Source organism: Psychrobacter sp. M17(2026) (assembly GCF_055699815.1).
On record NZ_CM146741.1, the window covers coordinates 1663214 to 1680252 of the forward strand.

Consider the following 17039-nt stretch of genomic DNA (forward strand, 5'->3'; position numbering starts at 1 on the left):
GTGCAACGTAGACCTTTTTTAATATTTCTCGTTCCTCTTCAGCTACTTTAAGCTGTCGCTTTAGGTGCTTTACTTCTTCAAGCGCACCCATCAGTTGTGGATCTTACTTCTGAGTAGCGATAAGCTTGCCTTGATTGGCTTTCATGACTTATCTATCTAGAATGTTATCTTTATCTTATTTATTACTACCATTTTCAGCAATTAGAAGAAAAATATATCTGTGTTATTTCATCTCATAACTAGAAAAACCTAACAATCTTATAGTATATTATCGACATGCTTTCCCTATACTTTTAATTGCTGAAACTCCATATTGATCGAAAATATCTGTTATCTCACAATTATTATCAGTACATTGTAGAGAGTACTCCTTGAGTCCACTACTACCACCCTCTAAAGCTGTCAATACTCTTACATCTTCATTTCGTAACTCTATAAAATCAAAAACATCTTCTGGACTACGACCATTACTATCTAACAGATGCAATCTCTGTATAGCTTTATGACACTCTGCTTCCTTGTTATTGTCGTTCATTACACTAGCATTCTGCGCTAAAAATATTACATCTTTCAAATCTTCATGAGCGTAGTTATAGAGAGTTTTAGCATCATAAGAGCTATCATTTGTCTTCTGAAATTTGTTAAAAGTATCTGAGTATAAGCCTTTGATGGTATCTATTCGTAAACTAGGATTTGGTTTAGTTAAAATTTCGATTGGAGATGAAACAAATGGTGTTGATGTATTTTTAGCACTATTATTTTTGGAATCAGACTGAGTCTTTTCAAGATATAGATCAGAGGTGTCTATAAGATATGGTGTTGATGACTTATCAAATTGTATTGACACCTTTTCAACACTATTGTCTGTTAAGTCAGACTGAGCCGTTTTAATGTATCGATCAGAAGCGTCCATGATGTTCAAAAGAGTGCAGCTTACTTTATCTTGATAATTGGTACATGCTTCATGAAACCATGACTTTACTTTCTCACGATTTTTTATAGCATCATCGATACTCATATCTTTAAAGCTATCATTTCTTACAAGTACGTTTATAGGCTCATCATAACCTAAATTAATCCCTGTTTCGAAAGCTCTATCCTTCATTGCTAAGTTATAATTTTTAAATGCCTTTTCTAAATCCCTATCAACAACTTTTGGCTTAAAAAAAGCTTCCCCTTCAATCACATAGTAGCGAGAGGAAAGGTAATCAAATGTTTTCGAGATTAATTTGAAGCTATTAGCTATTACTCCAATGCCCTCCATAAACCCAATAAATGCTGCTTCATTTTGAAAGTTATTTCCTGAAACAGGGTTATCAAAAAAGTCAGATATCTCTAAATCTATTTTATCAAGAGATTCACTATAATATTGATCTGCCATCTCCTTATCTTGCTTTATTACTATACCACTATCATATATATTACCAAGGCGTAGCATAGACAAGGTATCACCTTGATCAGCAGCTAATTTATAGTTTTCAATAGCCTTCATATAGTCTTGATCTACACCCTTGCCATTTTCATACAAGCTCCCAAGATGAAACTGAGATATCTGATCTCCATTTACTGCTTTTAACTTAAGAGTATTTATCTCAGACAGTGGCAGCTCAATTCTATTTAGATACTGCTCCTCACGCTGATATACTTGTCCCATTTCATTTAATGGTACTTTTTCATCGTACCTCTCAAGTTTACTGAATCTTTGAGCATTACCCATCGGCAATTCAAGTATATTAACTTCCCTGTTAAAACCTTCTAGAATACTTCTATCTATATTCGGCTCTATTTGAAAATAACGTTCATTAACACTAACTTCTGAAAAGGCTACTGTTGTAATAGCACTACACAATATCCCAATTACTAATGACCGTGGCTTTAACGCCTTTTTAAAAGTGAGTTTATTCATAATCGCCCTCTCCATTACAAAAATTATTTATTATTTTTTAAAAAATTAAAATATTCAATATTACTTCCAAGGTTTGACTGTTTCTTTTCCTTGTTTATTAATGTAATGCCAAGTCTCTTCTATTTTGACTTTAGCGATACCATTTAAAAATGAACAAACCTCTTCATAGGCTATAGGTATCATGACGTTGCCTTGTTTATCGATAAAACCGTATTTACCCTCTTGACTTACGGCTACTAAACCTTCTGAAAAAGGTAAAACTATATCACTGTATTCTATAGGAACAACAACATCGCCTTTTTTGTTAATAAGACCCTCTAAGCCTTCTTCTTCACCATCTGTACCATGAACTAAAGCTAAGCCATCTAAAAAAATTTCTGAATAAGAAAATGGAAACATATTGTAGTAGTTATCTACATCTAAAATTTCAGTACCTGTCTTATCAATAAATATATATCTCTCATTTTTTCGTACTCTGGCTAATCCTTCGGAGAACCTGCTTGGTCGATCGTATTCAAAAGGTATAACCGTCTCTCCTTTTAGATTTATAAATCCAGCCCTTTCGTCCTCCCATACTACCGCAAGACCTTCACTAAAATTGCTACCGTCATTATATTTAAAAGGTATTACTACATCGTCCTGCTTATCAATATAACCAGTCTTACCCTCTAATGTTACTTGCAATAACCCATCGGAAAAAATTCTAGACGAGCTATCATACTTAATTGGTATAACTTCATTCCCTTGCCTATTAATAAACCCATACTTATCGTTTTTTCCAACCTTTGCTAAACCTTCTGAGAACTCATTCGCACTGTCATACTTTAGAGGAATAACTACATTGCCACTCGTATCAATAAAGCCATATCTTTCTTCATTTGCAACAACTGAAAGTCCTTCGAAAAAACCTACTGCATGGTCATACTCTAGAGGAATAACCAACTTGCCTTTGGTATTTACAAAACCATATTTATTATCTTTTCTAACTCTGAGAAGTTCATCAGCAAAATAATCTATACCTTCTAACTCATTTGGTATCTGATAACCCACCTCTAGTCCGCAAGGAATGTTGTCAAGATACCTAGCATTAGAAGCACTTATCATTGACATTGCTACTAAAAAACTAATACTCGTTTTTTTTATAAGTGCGTTCATGACGTTTTTCCTTAGGGTTAGACTGACAGTACTCATTTTGAGTATCTATTAGTTCAGTTCTTCAAAGTTAATACACAAAAGCAGTGGCATCATAATTGTAAACCTACTTATCGAACCTATTAACGAATAGAGTAATGCAACTAATGATCCACCATCTTTTCGCCTCGTTTATTAACATAGCGCCTCACTCCGTCTTTCTCAACCAGAGCCCAATCTCCATTAAACTCACTAGCATAATCGTAAATTATGGCTATCACAGCTTGACCAGTATTGTCTATAAAACCATATTTATCGTCTTGCCTCACGAGTGCCAATCCATCTATAAAAGAACCTGCATATTCATAAACTCCTAACTTTGGTTCTTCCACGCCACATCGGTTGATAAATTTATATTCCTCATTTTCTATAGCAACCGCCATATTAGAGCTGATAGCACCAAGTTCATCATACTTTGGCACTACGACTATTCTTCCCTTCTCATCAGCTAATCCATACTTACCATTATTTTTAACGACTAATAATTTATCTGAAAATGAAGTGATATCTTCATATATAAAAGGCAGTACGACCTCTCCAGAACTGTTGATAAGACCATATTTGTCATCCTTTTTGACTTTGACTATGTTTCCTTTTCGCTCAGTCATCCTCTCAAAGTCTTTGAGTTGAATAATGTAGTCATACTCTAATGGTGCTATCAGTTCACCCTGCCTATTAAGTAAGCCGTATTTTCCTTGTGCATTTTGCACTATCAACATGCTGTTGATGACATGACCATTTGCAAATCCATACACTTCTGAATAGTCTTCGTTCTCAGCAATAGCGTATGAGCCATCAAAAGAGAAAACATTACTTCCTTGCTTATCGATATAGCTTGTTTCTCCATCTTCTATCACTTGAGCCAGGCCTTCAGAAAACTGCTCGGCGAAATCAAATTGAAAAAGAATAACTATTTTTTCCTTTGAATTGATATAACCATATTTAACCCCACTCTCAACTTGAAATAAGCAAATCAAACTGAAGTGGCGGATTACCCAGTTTTTGATTGAGTACAAAGCACAGATTGTGCGACAGAATCTTACGAATCAATCGATGAGACAAATGCCATAAATCTCTTGCTCGTACCCTTTGTATATTAAATCGTTCTGATAGCTGACCAATGACTGTTTCAACGATACGGCGTGCTTTCATTAGCCGTCTTACCACAGGTTTGGGTCTATTCTCTTTCATGTTAGCTCTGAGTGGCGTTTGTAAATCTACTCCTTGAGCGTCGTAGTACGATCTCAGACTAGGACTGATATACCCTTTATCAGCGCCAAGCAGCCCATGAATATGAGTGGTGATTTCTGGGGCAACCGCTCTTTCATCAACATTAGCAGGGGCAAAAGTAAAACCTTTAATCATGCCCGATAAATTAACAAGCAAATGTCCTTCAAAGCCATAGTACCTCTCTTGCTTAGCTGCACAGTAGCTAAAAGCCGCTAAGTCTTGATAGTTTTTATGCCGATAAGCGCGTCCATAATGACAGACAGGTATCGGAAAGCCGTCCATAAAATGGATGTTGTCACAGCCCTCAAGCTGACTGACTTTATCTTGTATCCGCTGTTTGACTTGCCACAGATTCGCGCAATGCTTTGCGAAGTTAGGATATGATCCTATGGCTGGAAACCAAGATTGCCAATGCTGGGTAAAGTATTGCCAAATCTGTTTGTCTTGGTCTAGGTTTAAAAATTCACCGACCAGTTCCATGCAAATAATCTCAGGATCACTCAGCTTTGGCGCGTAACCTGCACTTCGCAAGGGTTTGGTGACGACTATTTTGTAATATTGCTCTACCATTAAATAGATATTGATGATAAATTCGTCTATGGGCATCTCATGACTCCGTTGTATTCTTGGTCGAAAACAATAGATTAGTGAGATGCTCTTCTTTTTTCAATCACTTTTAAAGTTGAGAGTGGGGTATATTTACCATTTTTCTGTACACTAGCCAGTCCCTCAGAGAAATCCTTAACATCATCATATACAATAGGAATAACGACTTCCCCATACTTATTAACGAAGCCATACTTCTCTTTTCTTTCAACACTTGCTAAACCTTCTGAAAAATATCCTACCGAATCATACTCAGTGGGGATAACTTCTCTGCCTTGCCTATTCACAAAGCCATATTTACCGTCTTTCTCGACACCTAAAAAGCCTTCTGTAAATTCAGGATATAGTGAGTCGTATTCGATAGGGATGATGGTTTGACCTCTCTTATTTACAAAGCCATATTTACCATCTCTTTCAACTTCAACTAAACCCTCAAAAGAATTAAGACCTTCAGTCTCCTGAAGGTCTAATGTTATTGCGCAAGTATAAGAAGTTCCTAAGGCACTAGCTTGAGAGGTAATCATTGAGATTGATAATGTGATAGCACTGAAGTTTATAACCCAAGTTAATTTGCTCATGCTGAATGTCCTTGTTCTAAGAGGAACTCCGTTAAATATAATATTGACTTAAAAATACGAACATCGCAAGTATAAATGCACTTTAATGAATATTTGTAATATCCATTAAAAAGGTTTACATTTAAATAGAGTTAGTTTTGCATTCAATGGGACTTACGAGAAGGCAGGTAATAGCATGCATCTTAAGCCAGTAGGTTTCATGACATTATTGAGCACTCTTAGCTTAGGACTTGGCGGCTGCTTTGGAATGGATGGTGGTCCCTGCAGTTATGACCAAGATAGCTTTTTGACACAAATAGAGTCTAAGTCCGATGTTAACTATATCTTGAGTACCATGGATAATAAAACCAATCCTCTACCACCCTCATTGATGAGCTCTTTCGAAGTACCCATTGCGGAGCTGAATCCAAGTTTACTAGATTCAGACTATTTGATGACAACTGTACAGTACATCACCTCTGGCACTTGTACGCCATCACATGTCTTAAGTGTTGAGGAGTTTACAATTGGAAAACTACAGCTTCAGGTAGATGATGGACTTTATTCCAAAGCTGCTTCTAAAGTTCAGACAATACAAAAATGTATTGGTAACCAAGCTTCACAGTGTCCAAACATAGAGCATATTCAATATAGTAAAAACGATGTGGATATATTACGAATCATCAATACTAATACTCTCAAGGGCTGCTCATTAGATGCAATTAGAGAGCATATGCTTCAATTAGATAAGTTATCTTCAAATAAATATCTGGTGGGGTGTGCAGCCACTAAAAGCCAAGATAGAGAGTTACCACTGTATTTTGAGCGGAATAATGACAAGTTGATGTTTCGGGGTGTGCTTTTTTAATCTTTCAACAATTTATGTCTAATTAATAACATATCAAGCTGTGAACACAGTTGTTAGCTAACTCAGACTTCATGAGTTATATATAGCGAAATAATCACAACTAAAAAGTGTATTTAAGATGAGTGTAAATAAAGCTTTAGCTTGTTCAGGTATTGGTATAGCTTTACTTTTGAATGGTTGTACTGAGAATTCAATCCTTAGACCTTCCTTGAATAAAGATATCACTCACAGTGATACCAAAGTAATTAGCACAGTAGCTAAAGACAACCAAATAAAAATTGAACTACCCGTTGAACAAGCTGCTTTACCATTGAATACTATAATTGACTGGACACCATTTCTAAAGCCAATGATGTCAGGATGTAGATTCCCGTCTTTATATCAGGAGCTGCCGCAAATATATAGACAATCTATTAATTCAGTTTATAAAAAAGGAGACCCTACGCTTGAAGAGGATAGTTTTACCACTACTTATAAGTTAAAGAATACAATAGCTTTTGGATATTCTATTGCTAGCATCGAACATCTGGAAGGGTACGAGTGGAGTCGCATAAAATTATTTTTTAAAGATAGTGATTTTATAAAATTAAGATCGCAGTTTGAACCCCCAAAGGTAGATGAGTATTCAGAGGTCGTTGAAAATAATAGTTTAGGGTATGAGCATATGAGTGGTGCTTATACTTCTTTAAAATTTGATACCAAAGAGAAAAGCATCACTTGTGAATCAGGTATTTGATTTAAAAAACCTAGGACTTTGACTCATTATAAACTTGAATTTAAAAGAGTAAAAACAAGCATGGTATCAAGATTCGAACGAGTATAAGAGCTTTATAATGTTGTTAAATTTGTTGTTAAAAATAAATATACAACAGACTTAATCCTTAATAGTAAAAGACTTAATCCTTAATAGTAAAAGACTTTGCTAGATTGATTGAAGCGTGGTGGGCGCACCATATAATATATTTTTAGTTTGCTTAAGAACCCCATAGCCCTTTGGTTGTGGGGTTTTTTGTTGCTTAAACGTTTTGACCCCTGTCGTCAAATCCGTACAGTTGGGGTTTGAATAAGGTATTATCGTCACTGCTTGATACTTATTCTTTCAATATATGAATATCCACCACTTTTCTTAACGCCGATTTGTCAAAACCACTCCAGTTATCACCAGCGCGCCACCGAGTAACATCGAAGAGGATATCTGCTCATTGAGTAGCAAAGCGCCGAGCAACACACCAAATAACGGAACAAAGTTAGTAAAAACCGACGTTTGCGCCGCGCCAATCGTTTTGATTCCTTGGTAATACCAAATAAAAGGAATAACGGTGCCAAATATCGCCAAATAGCCAATAGCGGCACCGATCTTCCAGTTTAACTCAGGTAGCACCTGCACGTTTGGACTGAACAACCACACCATTAACAGCAGTAGCAACCCCCAAATAGCAGCATAGGTCGTTGATACTAAAGGTGATAGACCAAGCAGTGCTTTGCGCCCCACGACGGTATAAATAGCCCAACTAATTACCGCGCAGAGCATTGATAATTCACCATGGCCAAAAGCCTGACTACTGCCTTGGATCACGGTCAGTAGATGACCATTACTGATCACGGTCAGCGCGCCCAATACCGCCACAGTTATCCCAAGCAACATCTGCAATGAAAATTTTTCTCGATATAAAAGGGAAACCAGTACCGCCGTCGCGATAGGATTAAATGCAACAAATAGAGCGGTACGGGAGGCTGGCATTTCAGAGAGCGCCGTAAAAAAGAACAGATTGTAGGTAAATATTCCAGTAAGACCGAGCGTGAAAGTGATCGCGACCTGCCTAAGCGATAGCGTTGGTAGCTTACCTTCTAATTTTATAGTAAGTAAAATGAGTATAAATACCGCCAGACCAAAACGGCCTATCGCTGACATTAACGGTGAAAGCGATTCCGTCAGTAAACGCCCTGCGATAAAAGTTCCTCCCCACAGTAAGGCAACCATGATAAGTTTTAAATAGATTGGCCAGATGGAGGGTAAAGCTAAGTCGTTAGAGGTATTAGTAATTGGTTGCATGATGTCGCTCGATTTAAGAGTTAACCTGATATGTGCTATAGTATTTCACTAATGTTAACTCATAGTAAAATGAGCAAAAGGTCATGACGTTTAGCCAACTTGAAGTATTTGTGGTCGTTGCAGAGCTGTGTGGATTTACCTTGGCAGCCCAACAGTTAGGCATTAGTCAGTCAGCTGTTTCGCATGCACTGAAAAAACTCGAAGAAGATTTAGGAGTCAGCCTTATTGAGCGTAATAAGTCACAGGCAGAATTGACTGTCGCTGGATCTCGACTGCTACCCCGCGCTCGAGAAATACTGGGGTTGTCTGAGACCATACGCCAAGAAGCTGCTGATATTAAGGGGTTGCAGCTGGGTAGCCTGCGTATTGGTTCTTTCGGTCCCACTTCTTCTTTGCGCTTACTTCCTGAGATTCTAGAGAGTTACCGTAAGCAGTTTCCCAATATCGAGGTGCGTATTGATGAAGGAAATGACCAACAGATCGTGCAATGGCTACAAGAGCGGCGTGTTGATGTTGGCTTTGTGGTGCTTCCTGATGAGCATTTTGATACCTTTGCATTGATTAAAGACCAAATGGTTGCTCTTATTCCCAAAACACACTCATTGGCGAAGAAAGACGAAATTGCACTTCAAGATTTATGTCAGGTTCCTTTTATTCTGACCGAAGCAGGTTCAGCGCAACTCATTTCCAAGCTATTTGCAGCCGAGGATCTGATCCCTGATATTCGCTACAGAACAACACAACTGATGACGACAATTGCCTTAGTTTCAAAAGGTGAAGGCGTTGCCCTCGTTGCTGAATTAGCACTCCCTCAAGCGTTACCAACCGATGGCTATGTGGTTCGACAACTAGCGCTGCAATACAAACGAACGATTGGTTTAGCACTGCACAGTAAACGCCAAGCCTCTCCTGCTGCACAGGCATTTATAAAAATGGCCGTACAATTATTAAAAAAGGAAAAACTGGCACGTTAAGACGAGAATACAGCGGCTATGTGAAAATCGGGGTTTTAGTTAATTTTAATTTAATATTTTTCATTATTTAAATTATTATAGTCAATAAAATTCATGTTTTTACAAAATATATTGGGAGCCAAAGCTTGTTATTTTCAAGCGCTTAGAACCTAAAAATCCATTAAAAATACAAAAGCAACTCATCATTCTCAAAACACAAAAAAGCCTTTCAAGCTTTATACTTCATAGCTTGAAAGGCTTTTTCGATCGCATGCTTTTATCTAAGTGAGCATTTTAATATTAGGATTTGCTTACCGTTTAGAGCCGCTCTCACTCTATGTTCAACATCGATTTCGCCACGGCTTCGGCCACTTTAATGCCATCAATCCCTGCTGATAATATGCCGCCTGCATAGCCAGCACCTTCGCCTGCAGGGAATAAGCCTTTGGTATTAATGCTTTGAAACTCTTTATTGCGTTTAATACTGATTGGTGACGAGGTTCTGGTTTCTACGCCAGTTAGTAAACCGTCATCAGATGAAAATCCTTTGATTTTTTTATTAAACGCTGGAATGGCTTCACGTATGGCATCCACGGCAAAGTCAGGTAAAGCTTTACTTAAGTCGGTTAAGGTAATGCCCGGTGTGTAAGAGGGTTTTACATCACCTAATTCTGAGTCTGGCTTACCTTTTAAGAAATCACCAATAGTTTGCGCCGGTGCACTGTAGTCTTTGCCACCTAATTCAAACGCTAAGGTTTCTAGTTGTCTTTGTAAGTCGATACCAGCAAGAGGGTGGTTTGGGTAATCTCGCTCTGGGTCAATGCCGACAACAATAGCACTGTTGGCGTTACGCTCGTTTCTTGAATATTGGCTCATGCCGTTAGTGACAACACGACCTTCTTCTGATGCGGCGGCAACCACAGTCCCGCCTGGACACATACAGAAGCTATAAACAGAACGACCATTTTTACAGTGATGAACCAGTTTGTAATCCGCAGCGCCAAGTATTTCGTTTCCAGCATTGTCACCAAAGCGTGCTTGGTCTATGGTTGACTGCTTATGTTCAATCCTAAAGCCAATCGAGAAAGGTTTTGCTTCAACATACACGCCTTTATCATGGATCATTTGGAAGGTATCACGGGCGCTATGACCAACAGCAAGAACAACATGGTTGGTTTTTAAGGTTTCGCCACTATTAAGTGTCACGCCTGTTACTTTTGAGTCAGTGATATGCAAGTCGTCTACGCGAGTAGCAAAACGGACTTCCCCACCAAGCGCTATGATCTCGGCACGCATTTTTTCTACCATGGTGACTAACTTATAAGTACCTATGTGCGGTTTACTAACAAATAAAATTTCATCTGGTGCGCCGGCTTTTACAAATTCTGTCATTACTTTACGGCCGTAATGATTGGGATCTTTCACTTGGCTATATAATTTACCGTCAGAAAAAGTACCCGCTCCACCTTCACCAAATTGTACGTTTGATTCTGTGTTTAATTTGCGCTGACGCCAAAAGCCAAAGGTGTCTTTGGTGCGTTGTCTTACTTCATTACCGCGTTCAATGATAATAGGTTTAAAACCCATTTGAGCAAGGGTCAGTGCTGCTAATAAACCACAAGGTCCAAAACCAATAACAACAGGACGCTCAGTTAAATTTTCTGGCGCTGTACCTACATATTTGTAGCTGGTATCTGGTGTTGCCTTAACATGATTGTCTGACTCAAATTGAACCAGTAAATCATTGGTTAAATCCGAGTCAGTCAGTGTAATGTCTAGCGTATAAATTAATTGGATATTTCTTTTATTACGAGCATCATAACCACGTTTAAACATCACAAATGACGCCATTTGCTCAGCAGAAATTTTAAGTTTTGTCGTTATAGCAGTCGTTAGATCTGCAGGTGCATGATTTAATGGCAATTTAATTTCAGTTAAACGTATCATTGGTTACTCATAAACTCGTGTAGAAAACAGTCTCGCATTTTACTGGTACTGATACAAATAAGCGAATAAATATTTTACTTATGCAGGGTAAATTTATGGATTGGTATTGTGATTTGAAAATGAGCTATGCTGAAGAAACCTTAGAGATAAACTTGGTAAACTAGCGACTCGATGAGACGTTTACCATGACCAAGAAAATCAGAACTTACAATACAGAGGTCGAAGTCAAAGCTGTCAAGAAGATAACAGACAACAATGGCAATATCTCAGCGACTGCATACGTTTAAATTTAGAGTGTAGCGAGCGCCTTGACCATCAGCATTGAGTGCAGACGCTAGGGTACTCGATAGAGTCTATAATACTATCTGTCAATGAGTAAAAAAGACGCCTTTTGGGTCTCCCGTCGTGCCATTCGTATAGAATGTCGTAGCGATGATATTAATAGTGCTAGACTCGTTCTATCACCATGGCAAGCCCTTGCCCAATACCAATACATAAACTGACTACCGCGTATTTTTCGCCTGTGCGCTGTAGCTCGCGCGCAGTACTTAACGCCAGTCTTGCGCCTGATGCGCCAAGCGGATGTCCGACGGCAATTGCCCCGCCATTAGGGTTGACACGCTTGTCATCAAAGTCAATCTCTAAACCTTTTAAGCAACCAAGTACTTGCGAGGCAAAGGCTTCATTAATCTCAATGATGGACATATCATCAAGGGTCAAGTCAGCACGTTTTAATGCCAGTTTAATGGCTTCGACAGGGCCAACACCCATAATATTCGGCTCAACACCCATCGCACCAGATGAGAGAATCTTAGCAATAGGTTTAAAGCCTAGCTTCTCTGCTGCCCGCTTTGAGCCAATAATCAGCGCAGCAGCGCCATCGTTAATTCCCGATGCATTGCCTGCTGTAACCACTCCATTTTCGTTTAATGGTTTTAGTTTTTGTAATGCTTCAACAGTAGAGCTAGCGCGAGGATGCTCATCATCTGTTATCGCTTTGTCTGGTAATTTTCTACCTTGCGATACCATAATGGGCGTTATTTCATCGTCGAAAAAACCAGCTTGTTTAGCTGCTTGATATTTAGCTTGCGAAGCCGCTGCAAATTTATCCGCCTCTTCACGAGTGATACCATATTTGCGAGCGACGTTATCGCCCGTTTGCGGCATGCTGTCGCTGCCAAATTCTTTAGTCAAAAGAGGATTCGGGAAACGGCTGCCAATGGTCGTATCAAATACTTTAAATTCACGACTAAAAGGCGTTTCGGTCTTAGCAAACACAAACGGTGCTCGGGTCATTGACTCAACGCCACCTGCCAAAAATATGTCACCCTCGTTACAAGTGATACTGCGAGCGGCATCAATGACAGTAGATAGCCCTGACGCACATAAACGATTGACGGTCTGACCGGGCGTTGTGACATCTAATCCCGCTAGTAGAGCAGCATTACGAGCGATGTTGCGTGAGTCTTCACCTGCTTGGTTGGTGTTACCGATCAGTACTTCATCAAAGATGTCGCTGGGCAGTTGGTGCTTGTCGATCAAAGCTTTTATCACTGTCGCGATCATGTCATCAGGACGTACGGTTGCTAATGCGCCGCCATGGCGACCAAAAGGGCTTCTTAATCCGTCATAAATATAGGCGTCTAACATAACTGTTCCTTGTTGTGTTTTGAGAGTGTATTTGATTGAAATATGGGATTTCGCAACTGTACTTGGGCGCGCTAAGTCATTAATAAGCCATTAGCCTAAATAATTATTTTGCTGAGTAAACAGTGATATGCTTAGCTTGGCACGGCGCTGTAACCATGGACTAGGACGATAACGCGGATCTCCCGTTAACCCATAAATACGCTCTGAGATAAGTAAAATTCGCTCGGCACCAAGCTCGTCTCCCCATGAGATAGGACCATACGGATAACCCAATCCAAGCTTGACGGCATTGTCGATATCCTTTGGTGTGGCAATGCCTTGCATCGCAATATCACACCCTAAGTTAATCACCATCGCCACGACTCGCTGTGCCACAAAGCCAGTGCTCTCATTAATCAGTGTGGCATCGACAGCAACATTTGAGTCCTCATCCGAGCTTTTATCCAACTTATTATTTCTGCCAAATAGGGCATATGCTTGCGTGACAAAGTTATCTTGCGTGACGATACTTGGCATGAGAGTACGATGCTTGGATAAGTCCGTCAACATATCAATGGCGACCGCTTGTTGAGGGTTAACTTGATAACGGATAGCGGCGTTGGTCGTATCTTCACCGTAGATTGCCAGCAATACTAAGCTGTCAGATTGTGGTTCGTCGTTATCGTCGATAGTTATGTCTTTAGCATTTAGATAATCAACCAGCTGTTGTTTATCTGCCGCTAAATCCGCACCAATCCAAACTGAGCTAATGACTGTATCAGACCCTTTTTTTGAAACTGACACTTCAAGCGATAACTGTTTAGATGTATCTATAGTTACTTTTTGACCATTTTTATACTGGTAGAAGCCCTCACCCACTTTACGACCCAGCTTGTTGCCCTCCAGCATTTGACGAGTCAACGGATGCGGACGATAGCGCGGCTCGAAGTAGTATTGGTTATAAATTGACTCCATCACGGGGTGCGACACATCGATACCAGTGAGATCGAGTAGCTCAAATGGTCCCATGCGAAAGCCTGCGCCATCACGCAAAATACGATCGATGTCCTCAAAACTGGCCACGCCTTCGCCTAGTATTTTTAAGGCCTCTGTGCCAAAAGCTCTACCGCCATGATTGACAATAAACCCTGGGGTATCTTTTGCGACAACCCCTAAATGCCCCATGCGTCTGGCTAAACTGGTGAGCGTCTCGACGACTGAAGGTTTGGTAGAAATACCAGGGATAACTTCAACGATTTTCATTAGCGGCACGGGATTAAAGAAATGAAATCCTGCCACACGCTCTGGGTGCTCACAACCAGAAGCAATTGCGGTTACCGCGAGCGATGAGGTATTGGTTGCCAAAATGGTTTCGGCGGGAACGATGCTTTCTAGCTGTTTAAACAGCACCTGTTTTATTTCTAGATTTTCGATAATCGCTTCAATGACGATATCTACCTCGGCAATTTTGGCTATATCTTCAATCACGATTAGATTAGCCAAAGTCGCCTGTAGCTGCTCCTCGGTAAATTTACCTTTAGCGGCTAATTTCTTGAGCATAGCTTGAAGCGATTGGCGTCCTTGCTCAGCGGCACCCGCTTTGGCATCAAATAACAGCACTTGAATGTCAGCTTGAGCCGCGATTTGGGCAATACCTATGCCCATGATACCGATGCCAACAATGGCTAATGATTTAACCGTCATAATAATCCTTTATATGGTCTTGTTAATTTATATGCTCTTATTGCTTTATATGCTCTTATTGAATAGTCTCATCTTCAAAGTATATTTGCTGTTTCGCTCTATGCTTTGAGAAGTCTATACTTTGACAAGCTATTGCCCTTTATATTCAGCACTACGTTTTTCCAAAAAGGCTTTGGCGCCTTCTTTTTGATCTTCGGTGTCGAACAAAATCTGAAAAGCTTTACGCTCTAAAGCCAATGCGCCTTGTAGAGGCATGTCAACGCCAAGATTAGCAACTTCTTTAATTTGTTCTACAGCAATCGGTGAATAACCTGCTAGTTGTTCAGCAATCTCAATAGCACGGGTGATAGTCGCCTCATCTTCCACCACTTCAGAGACCAGCCCCATTTGATCCGCTGCTTCAGCGTTTATCATGTCGCCCGTCAATATCAGCTTCATGGCTTTATGTTTGCCAATCAAGCGAAACAGCCGCTGCGTGCCCCCTGCTCCAGGCATTAATCCGATTTTGATTTCGGGTTGTCCAAACTTAGCCGACTTGCCCGCGACAATGATATCAGCATGCATAGCGAGCTCACAGCCGCCGCCAAGCGCATAGCCATTGACCGCTGCAATAATCGGCTTGCGACAATTGGTGATGGCATCCCAATAGCGTTCACTATGACGCAAGTACACATCGACTGTTTTTGCGGTTAAAAAATCATTGATATCAGCACCAGCCGCGAACACCTTATCGCCGCCAGTCAACACAATCGCCTTGGTATTCGTATCGTCATTTAACTGAACAAAAATCTCTGCCATTTGCTCGCGCAATTCGGCATTTAAAGCATTGCGAACTTTAGGGCGATTGAGGGTTATCACACTTACGCCATTATCCAACGTCTCATAGGTAATGATGGACTCTTCCATGATGCTATCCTTAGTAGTTATTTTTTATATATTATAAAAATACCGCACTGCGGTTTATAAAACCGAAATTGTTGTAATCTGCTTTAGTATAGATTATGCTATTTAGCTCATACAAGCCATTTATGTAAAACAGTCATTTGTACTATCAGTTATTCGTACTATCAGTCACAAGTGTCAAAGTAGTTCACACTATTTTTAATATTCAATCCCATCAGACAAGGAAGTCACATGATTAGAGATAAAGAAACCCTCGACCATATCGTCAATACTGTTCGTCAGTTTGTGAATGAGCAGCTGATACCTAAAGAGGATTGGGTCGCCGAAAATGATCGTTTGCCAGAAGATATCATTGAACAGATGCGTGACTTAGGTCTATTTGGACTGACTATTCCTGAGGAATACGGCGGACTAGGTCTGACTATGGAAGAGGAGGTTATCATCGCGTTTGAGATGGGTCGCACCTCTCCTGCCTTTCGCTCGCTTATCGGTACCAATAACGGTATTGGTTCTTTGGGTTTGGTCATTGATGGCACTGACGAGCAAAAACAAAAATATCTGCCACGGCTCGCTAGTGGCGAAATTATTGGCTCGTTTTGTTTGACTGAGCCTGAGGCTGGCTCAGATGCCGCGTCTCTTAGAACGACCGCTATCAAAGATGGTGATACTTATGTATTAAACGGTACTAAGCGCTATATCACTAATGCACCTGAAGCCGGCGTCTTTACGGTTATGGCACGTACCGATCCTACGAACAAGCGTGCGGGTGGTATTTCTGCCTTTATCGTTGAAAGCGATACCCTAGGTATCACTTTAGGCAAATGGGACAAAAAAATGGGGCAAAAAGGCGCGCACACTTGTGATGTCATTTTTGATAATTGCGTCGTGCCAGCAGATGCTTTGATCGGCGGTGTTGAAGGTGTCGGCTTTAAAACGGCGATGAAAGTGCTGGATAAAGGTCGCTTGCATATTGCAGCTGCTAGTACGGGCGCTGCTACTCGTATGCTAGATGATGCCCTCAATTATGCCGTAGATCGCAAACAATTCGGTCAGCCTATTGCAAGCTTTCAGCTGATTCAAGCGATGCTTGCGGACTCAAAAGCGGAGATTTACGCGGCTAAATCTATGGTACTTGATGCCTCACGTCTGCGTGATGAGGGCAAAGATGTCGCTACGGAGTCCTCTTGTTGTAAGATGTTCGCGACCGAAATGTGCGGGCGGGTTGCTGATAGAGCGGTGCAGATCCTTGGTGGTGCAGGTTATATTGCTGATTATGGCATTGAGCGCTTCTATCGTGACGTGCGCTTGTATCGTCTCTATGAAGGCACCACGCAGATCCAGCAAATTATTATTGCCCGTAATATGATTAGAGAGGCTACTAGCTAATTAAAGCAGCCATTAGCTAAGTGTTTATTACCCGTCAAAGTGCATCCATGCTTTGACGGGTTTGTCAGACCCTAATAAATTTTTATTTTTTGTGATTTCGATTCGA

At 40.2% G+C, this 17039-nt stretch carries 14 protein-coding genes and 2 pseudogenes; 4 read left to right on the top strand and 12 right to left on the bottom strand.

Annotation, left to right across the window (positions count from 1 at the left end; translation table 11 throughout):
- Window positions 1-13 precede the first annotated feature (13 nt).
- The 7 genes and pseudogenes from ACR63T_RS07030 to ACR63T_RS07060 all read right to left on the bottom strand — a co-directional run.
- Window positions 14-142, bottom strand: a pseudogene (locus tag ACR63T_RS07030) (IS3-like element ISPar1 family transposase); the annotation flags it as partial.
- 126 nt (window positions 143-268) lie between these two features.
- Entirely contained in the window at window positions 269-1906 is a 1638-nt protein-coding gene (locus ACR63T_RS07035) for a tetratricopeptide repeat protein (protein WP_472783502.1), read from the bottom strand.
- 60 nt (window positions 1907-1966) lie between these two features.
- Window positions 1967-3061: a WG repeat-containing protein gene (locus tag ACR63T_RS07040; RefSeq protein WP_472783503.1), complete on the bottom strand. Its 1095-nt coding sequence runs from the start codon at window positions 3059-3061 to the stop codon at window positions 1967-1969.
- A gap of 140 nt (window positions 3062-3201) precedes the next feature.
- Window positions 3202-3954, bottom strand: coding sequence for a WG repeat-containing protein (locus ACR63T_RS07045; protein WP_472785252.1), 753 nt, complete (start codon window positions 3952-3954; stop codon window positions 3202-3204).
- Window positions 3955-3984: 30 nt separating this feature from the next.
- Window positions 3985-4113 (bottom strand): annotated as a pseudogene (locus tag ACR63T_RS07050) (hypothetical protein); the annotation flags it as partial.
- A complete protein-coding gene (locus ACR63T_RS07055; protein WP_472783504.1) occupies window positions 4052-4933 on the bottom strand; it encodes an IS982 family transposase in 882 nt (293 codons plus the stop codon). The gene ACR63T_RS07055 and the pseudogene ACR63T_RS07050, both read right to left, overlap by 62 nt.
- A gap of 38 nt (window positions 4934-4971) precedes the next feature.
- Window positions 4972-5511, bottom strand: a complete 540-nt coding sequence (locus ACR63T_RS07060) for a WG repeat-containing protein (RefSeq protein WP_472783505.1) — start codon at window positions 5509-5511, stop codon at window positions 4972-4974.
- Window positions 5512-5710: 199 nt separating this feature from the next.
- On the opposite strand from ACR63T_RS07060, the gene ACR63T_RS07065 reads away from it, so the two are divergent.
- Entirely contained in the window at window positions 5711-6358 is a 648-nt protein-coding gene (locus tag ACR63T_RS07065) for a hypothetical protein (RefSeq protein ID WP_472783506.1), read from the top strand.
- Between the two features lie 118 nt (window positions 6359-6476).
- A complete protein-coding gene (locus tag ACR63T_RS07070) occupies window positions 6477-7094 on the top strand; it encodes a hypothetical protein (protein WP_472783507.1) in 618 nt (205 codons plus the stop codon).
- A 390-nt stretch (window positions 7095-7484) separates the two neighbouring features.
- On the opposite strand, the gene ACR63T_RS07075 is transcribed toward ACR63T_RS07070, so the two are convergent.
- Window positions 7485-8411: a DMT family transporter gene (locus ACR63T_RS07075; protein ID WP_472783508.1), complete on the bottom strand. Its 927-nt coding sequence runs from the start codon at window positions 8409-8411 to the stop codon at window positions 7485-7487.
- Window positions 8412-8494: 83 nt separating this feature from the next.
- On the opposite strand from ACR63T_RS07075, the gene ACR63T_RS07080 reads away from it, so the two are divergent.
- The gene (locus ACR63T_RS07080; protein WP_472783509.1) at window positions 8495-9385 is read left to right on the top strand and encodes a LysR family transcriptional regulator; all 891 of its coding nucleotides are present in this window, start codon (window positions 8495-8497) and stop codon (window positions 9383-9385) included.
- A gap of 309 nt (window positions 9386-9694) precedes the next feature.
- Here ACR63T_RS07080 and ACR63T_RS07085 read toward each other — a convergent pair whose 3' ends face one another.
- The 4 genes from ACR63T_RS07085 to ACR63T_RS07100 form a co-directional block, all read right to left on the bottom strand.
- Complete coding sequence (locus tag ACR63T_RS07085; protein ID WP_472783510.1) at window positions 9695-11311, bottom strand: NAD(P)/FAD-dependent oxidoreductase; 1617 nt, start codon at window positions 11309-11311, stop codon at window positions 9695-9697.
- A 447-nt stretch (window positions 11312-11758) separates the two neighbouring features.
- Entirely contained in the window at window positions 11759-12961 is a 1203-nt protein-coding gene (locus ACR63T_RS07090; protein WP_472783511.1) for a 3-oxoadipyl-CoA thiolase, read from the bottom strand.
- Between the two features lie 90 nt (window positions 12962-13051).
- Window positions 13052-14650: a 3-hydroxyacyl-CoA dehydrogenase gene (locus ACR63T_RS07095; RefSeq protein WP_472785253.1), complete on the bottom strand. Its 1599-nt coding sequence runs from the start codon at window positions 14648-14650 to the stop codon at window positions 13052-13054.
- 123 nt (window positions 14651-14773) lie between these two features.
- Complete coding sequence (locus ACR63T_RS07100) at window positions 14774-15550, bottom strand: enoyl-CoA hydratase (protein ID WP_472783512.1); 777 nt, start codon at window positions 15548-15550, stop codon at window positions 14774-14776.
- Between the two features lie 228 nt (window positions 15551-15778).
- Here ACR63T_RS07100 and ACR63T_RS07105 point away from each other — a divergent pair, with 228 nt between their 5' ends.
- Window positions 15779-16933 carry an acyl-CoA dehydrogenase family protein gene (locus ACR63T_RS07105; protein ID WP_472783513.1) on the top strand — a complete coding sequence of 385 codons (1155 nt, stop codon included), beginning with the start codon at window positions 15779-15781 and terminating at the stop codon, window positions 16931-16933.
- Window positions 16934-17039 lie beyond the last annotated feature (106 nt).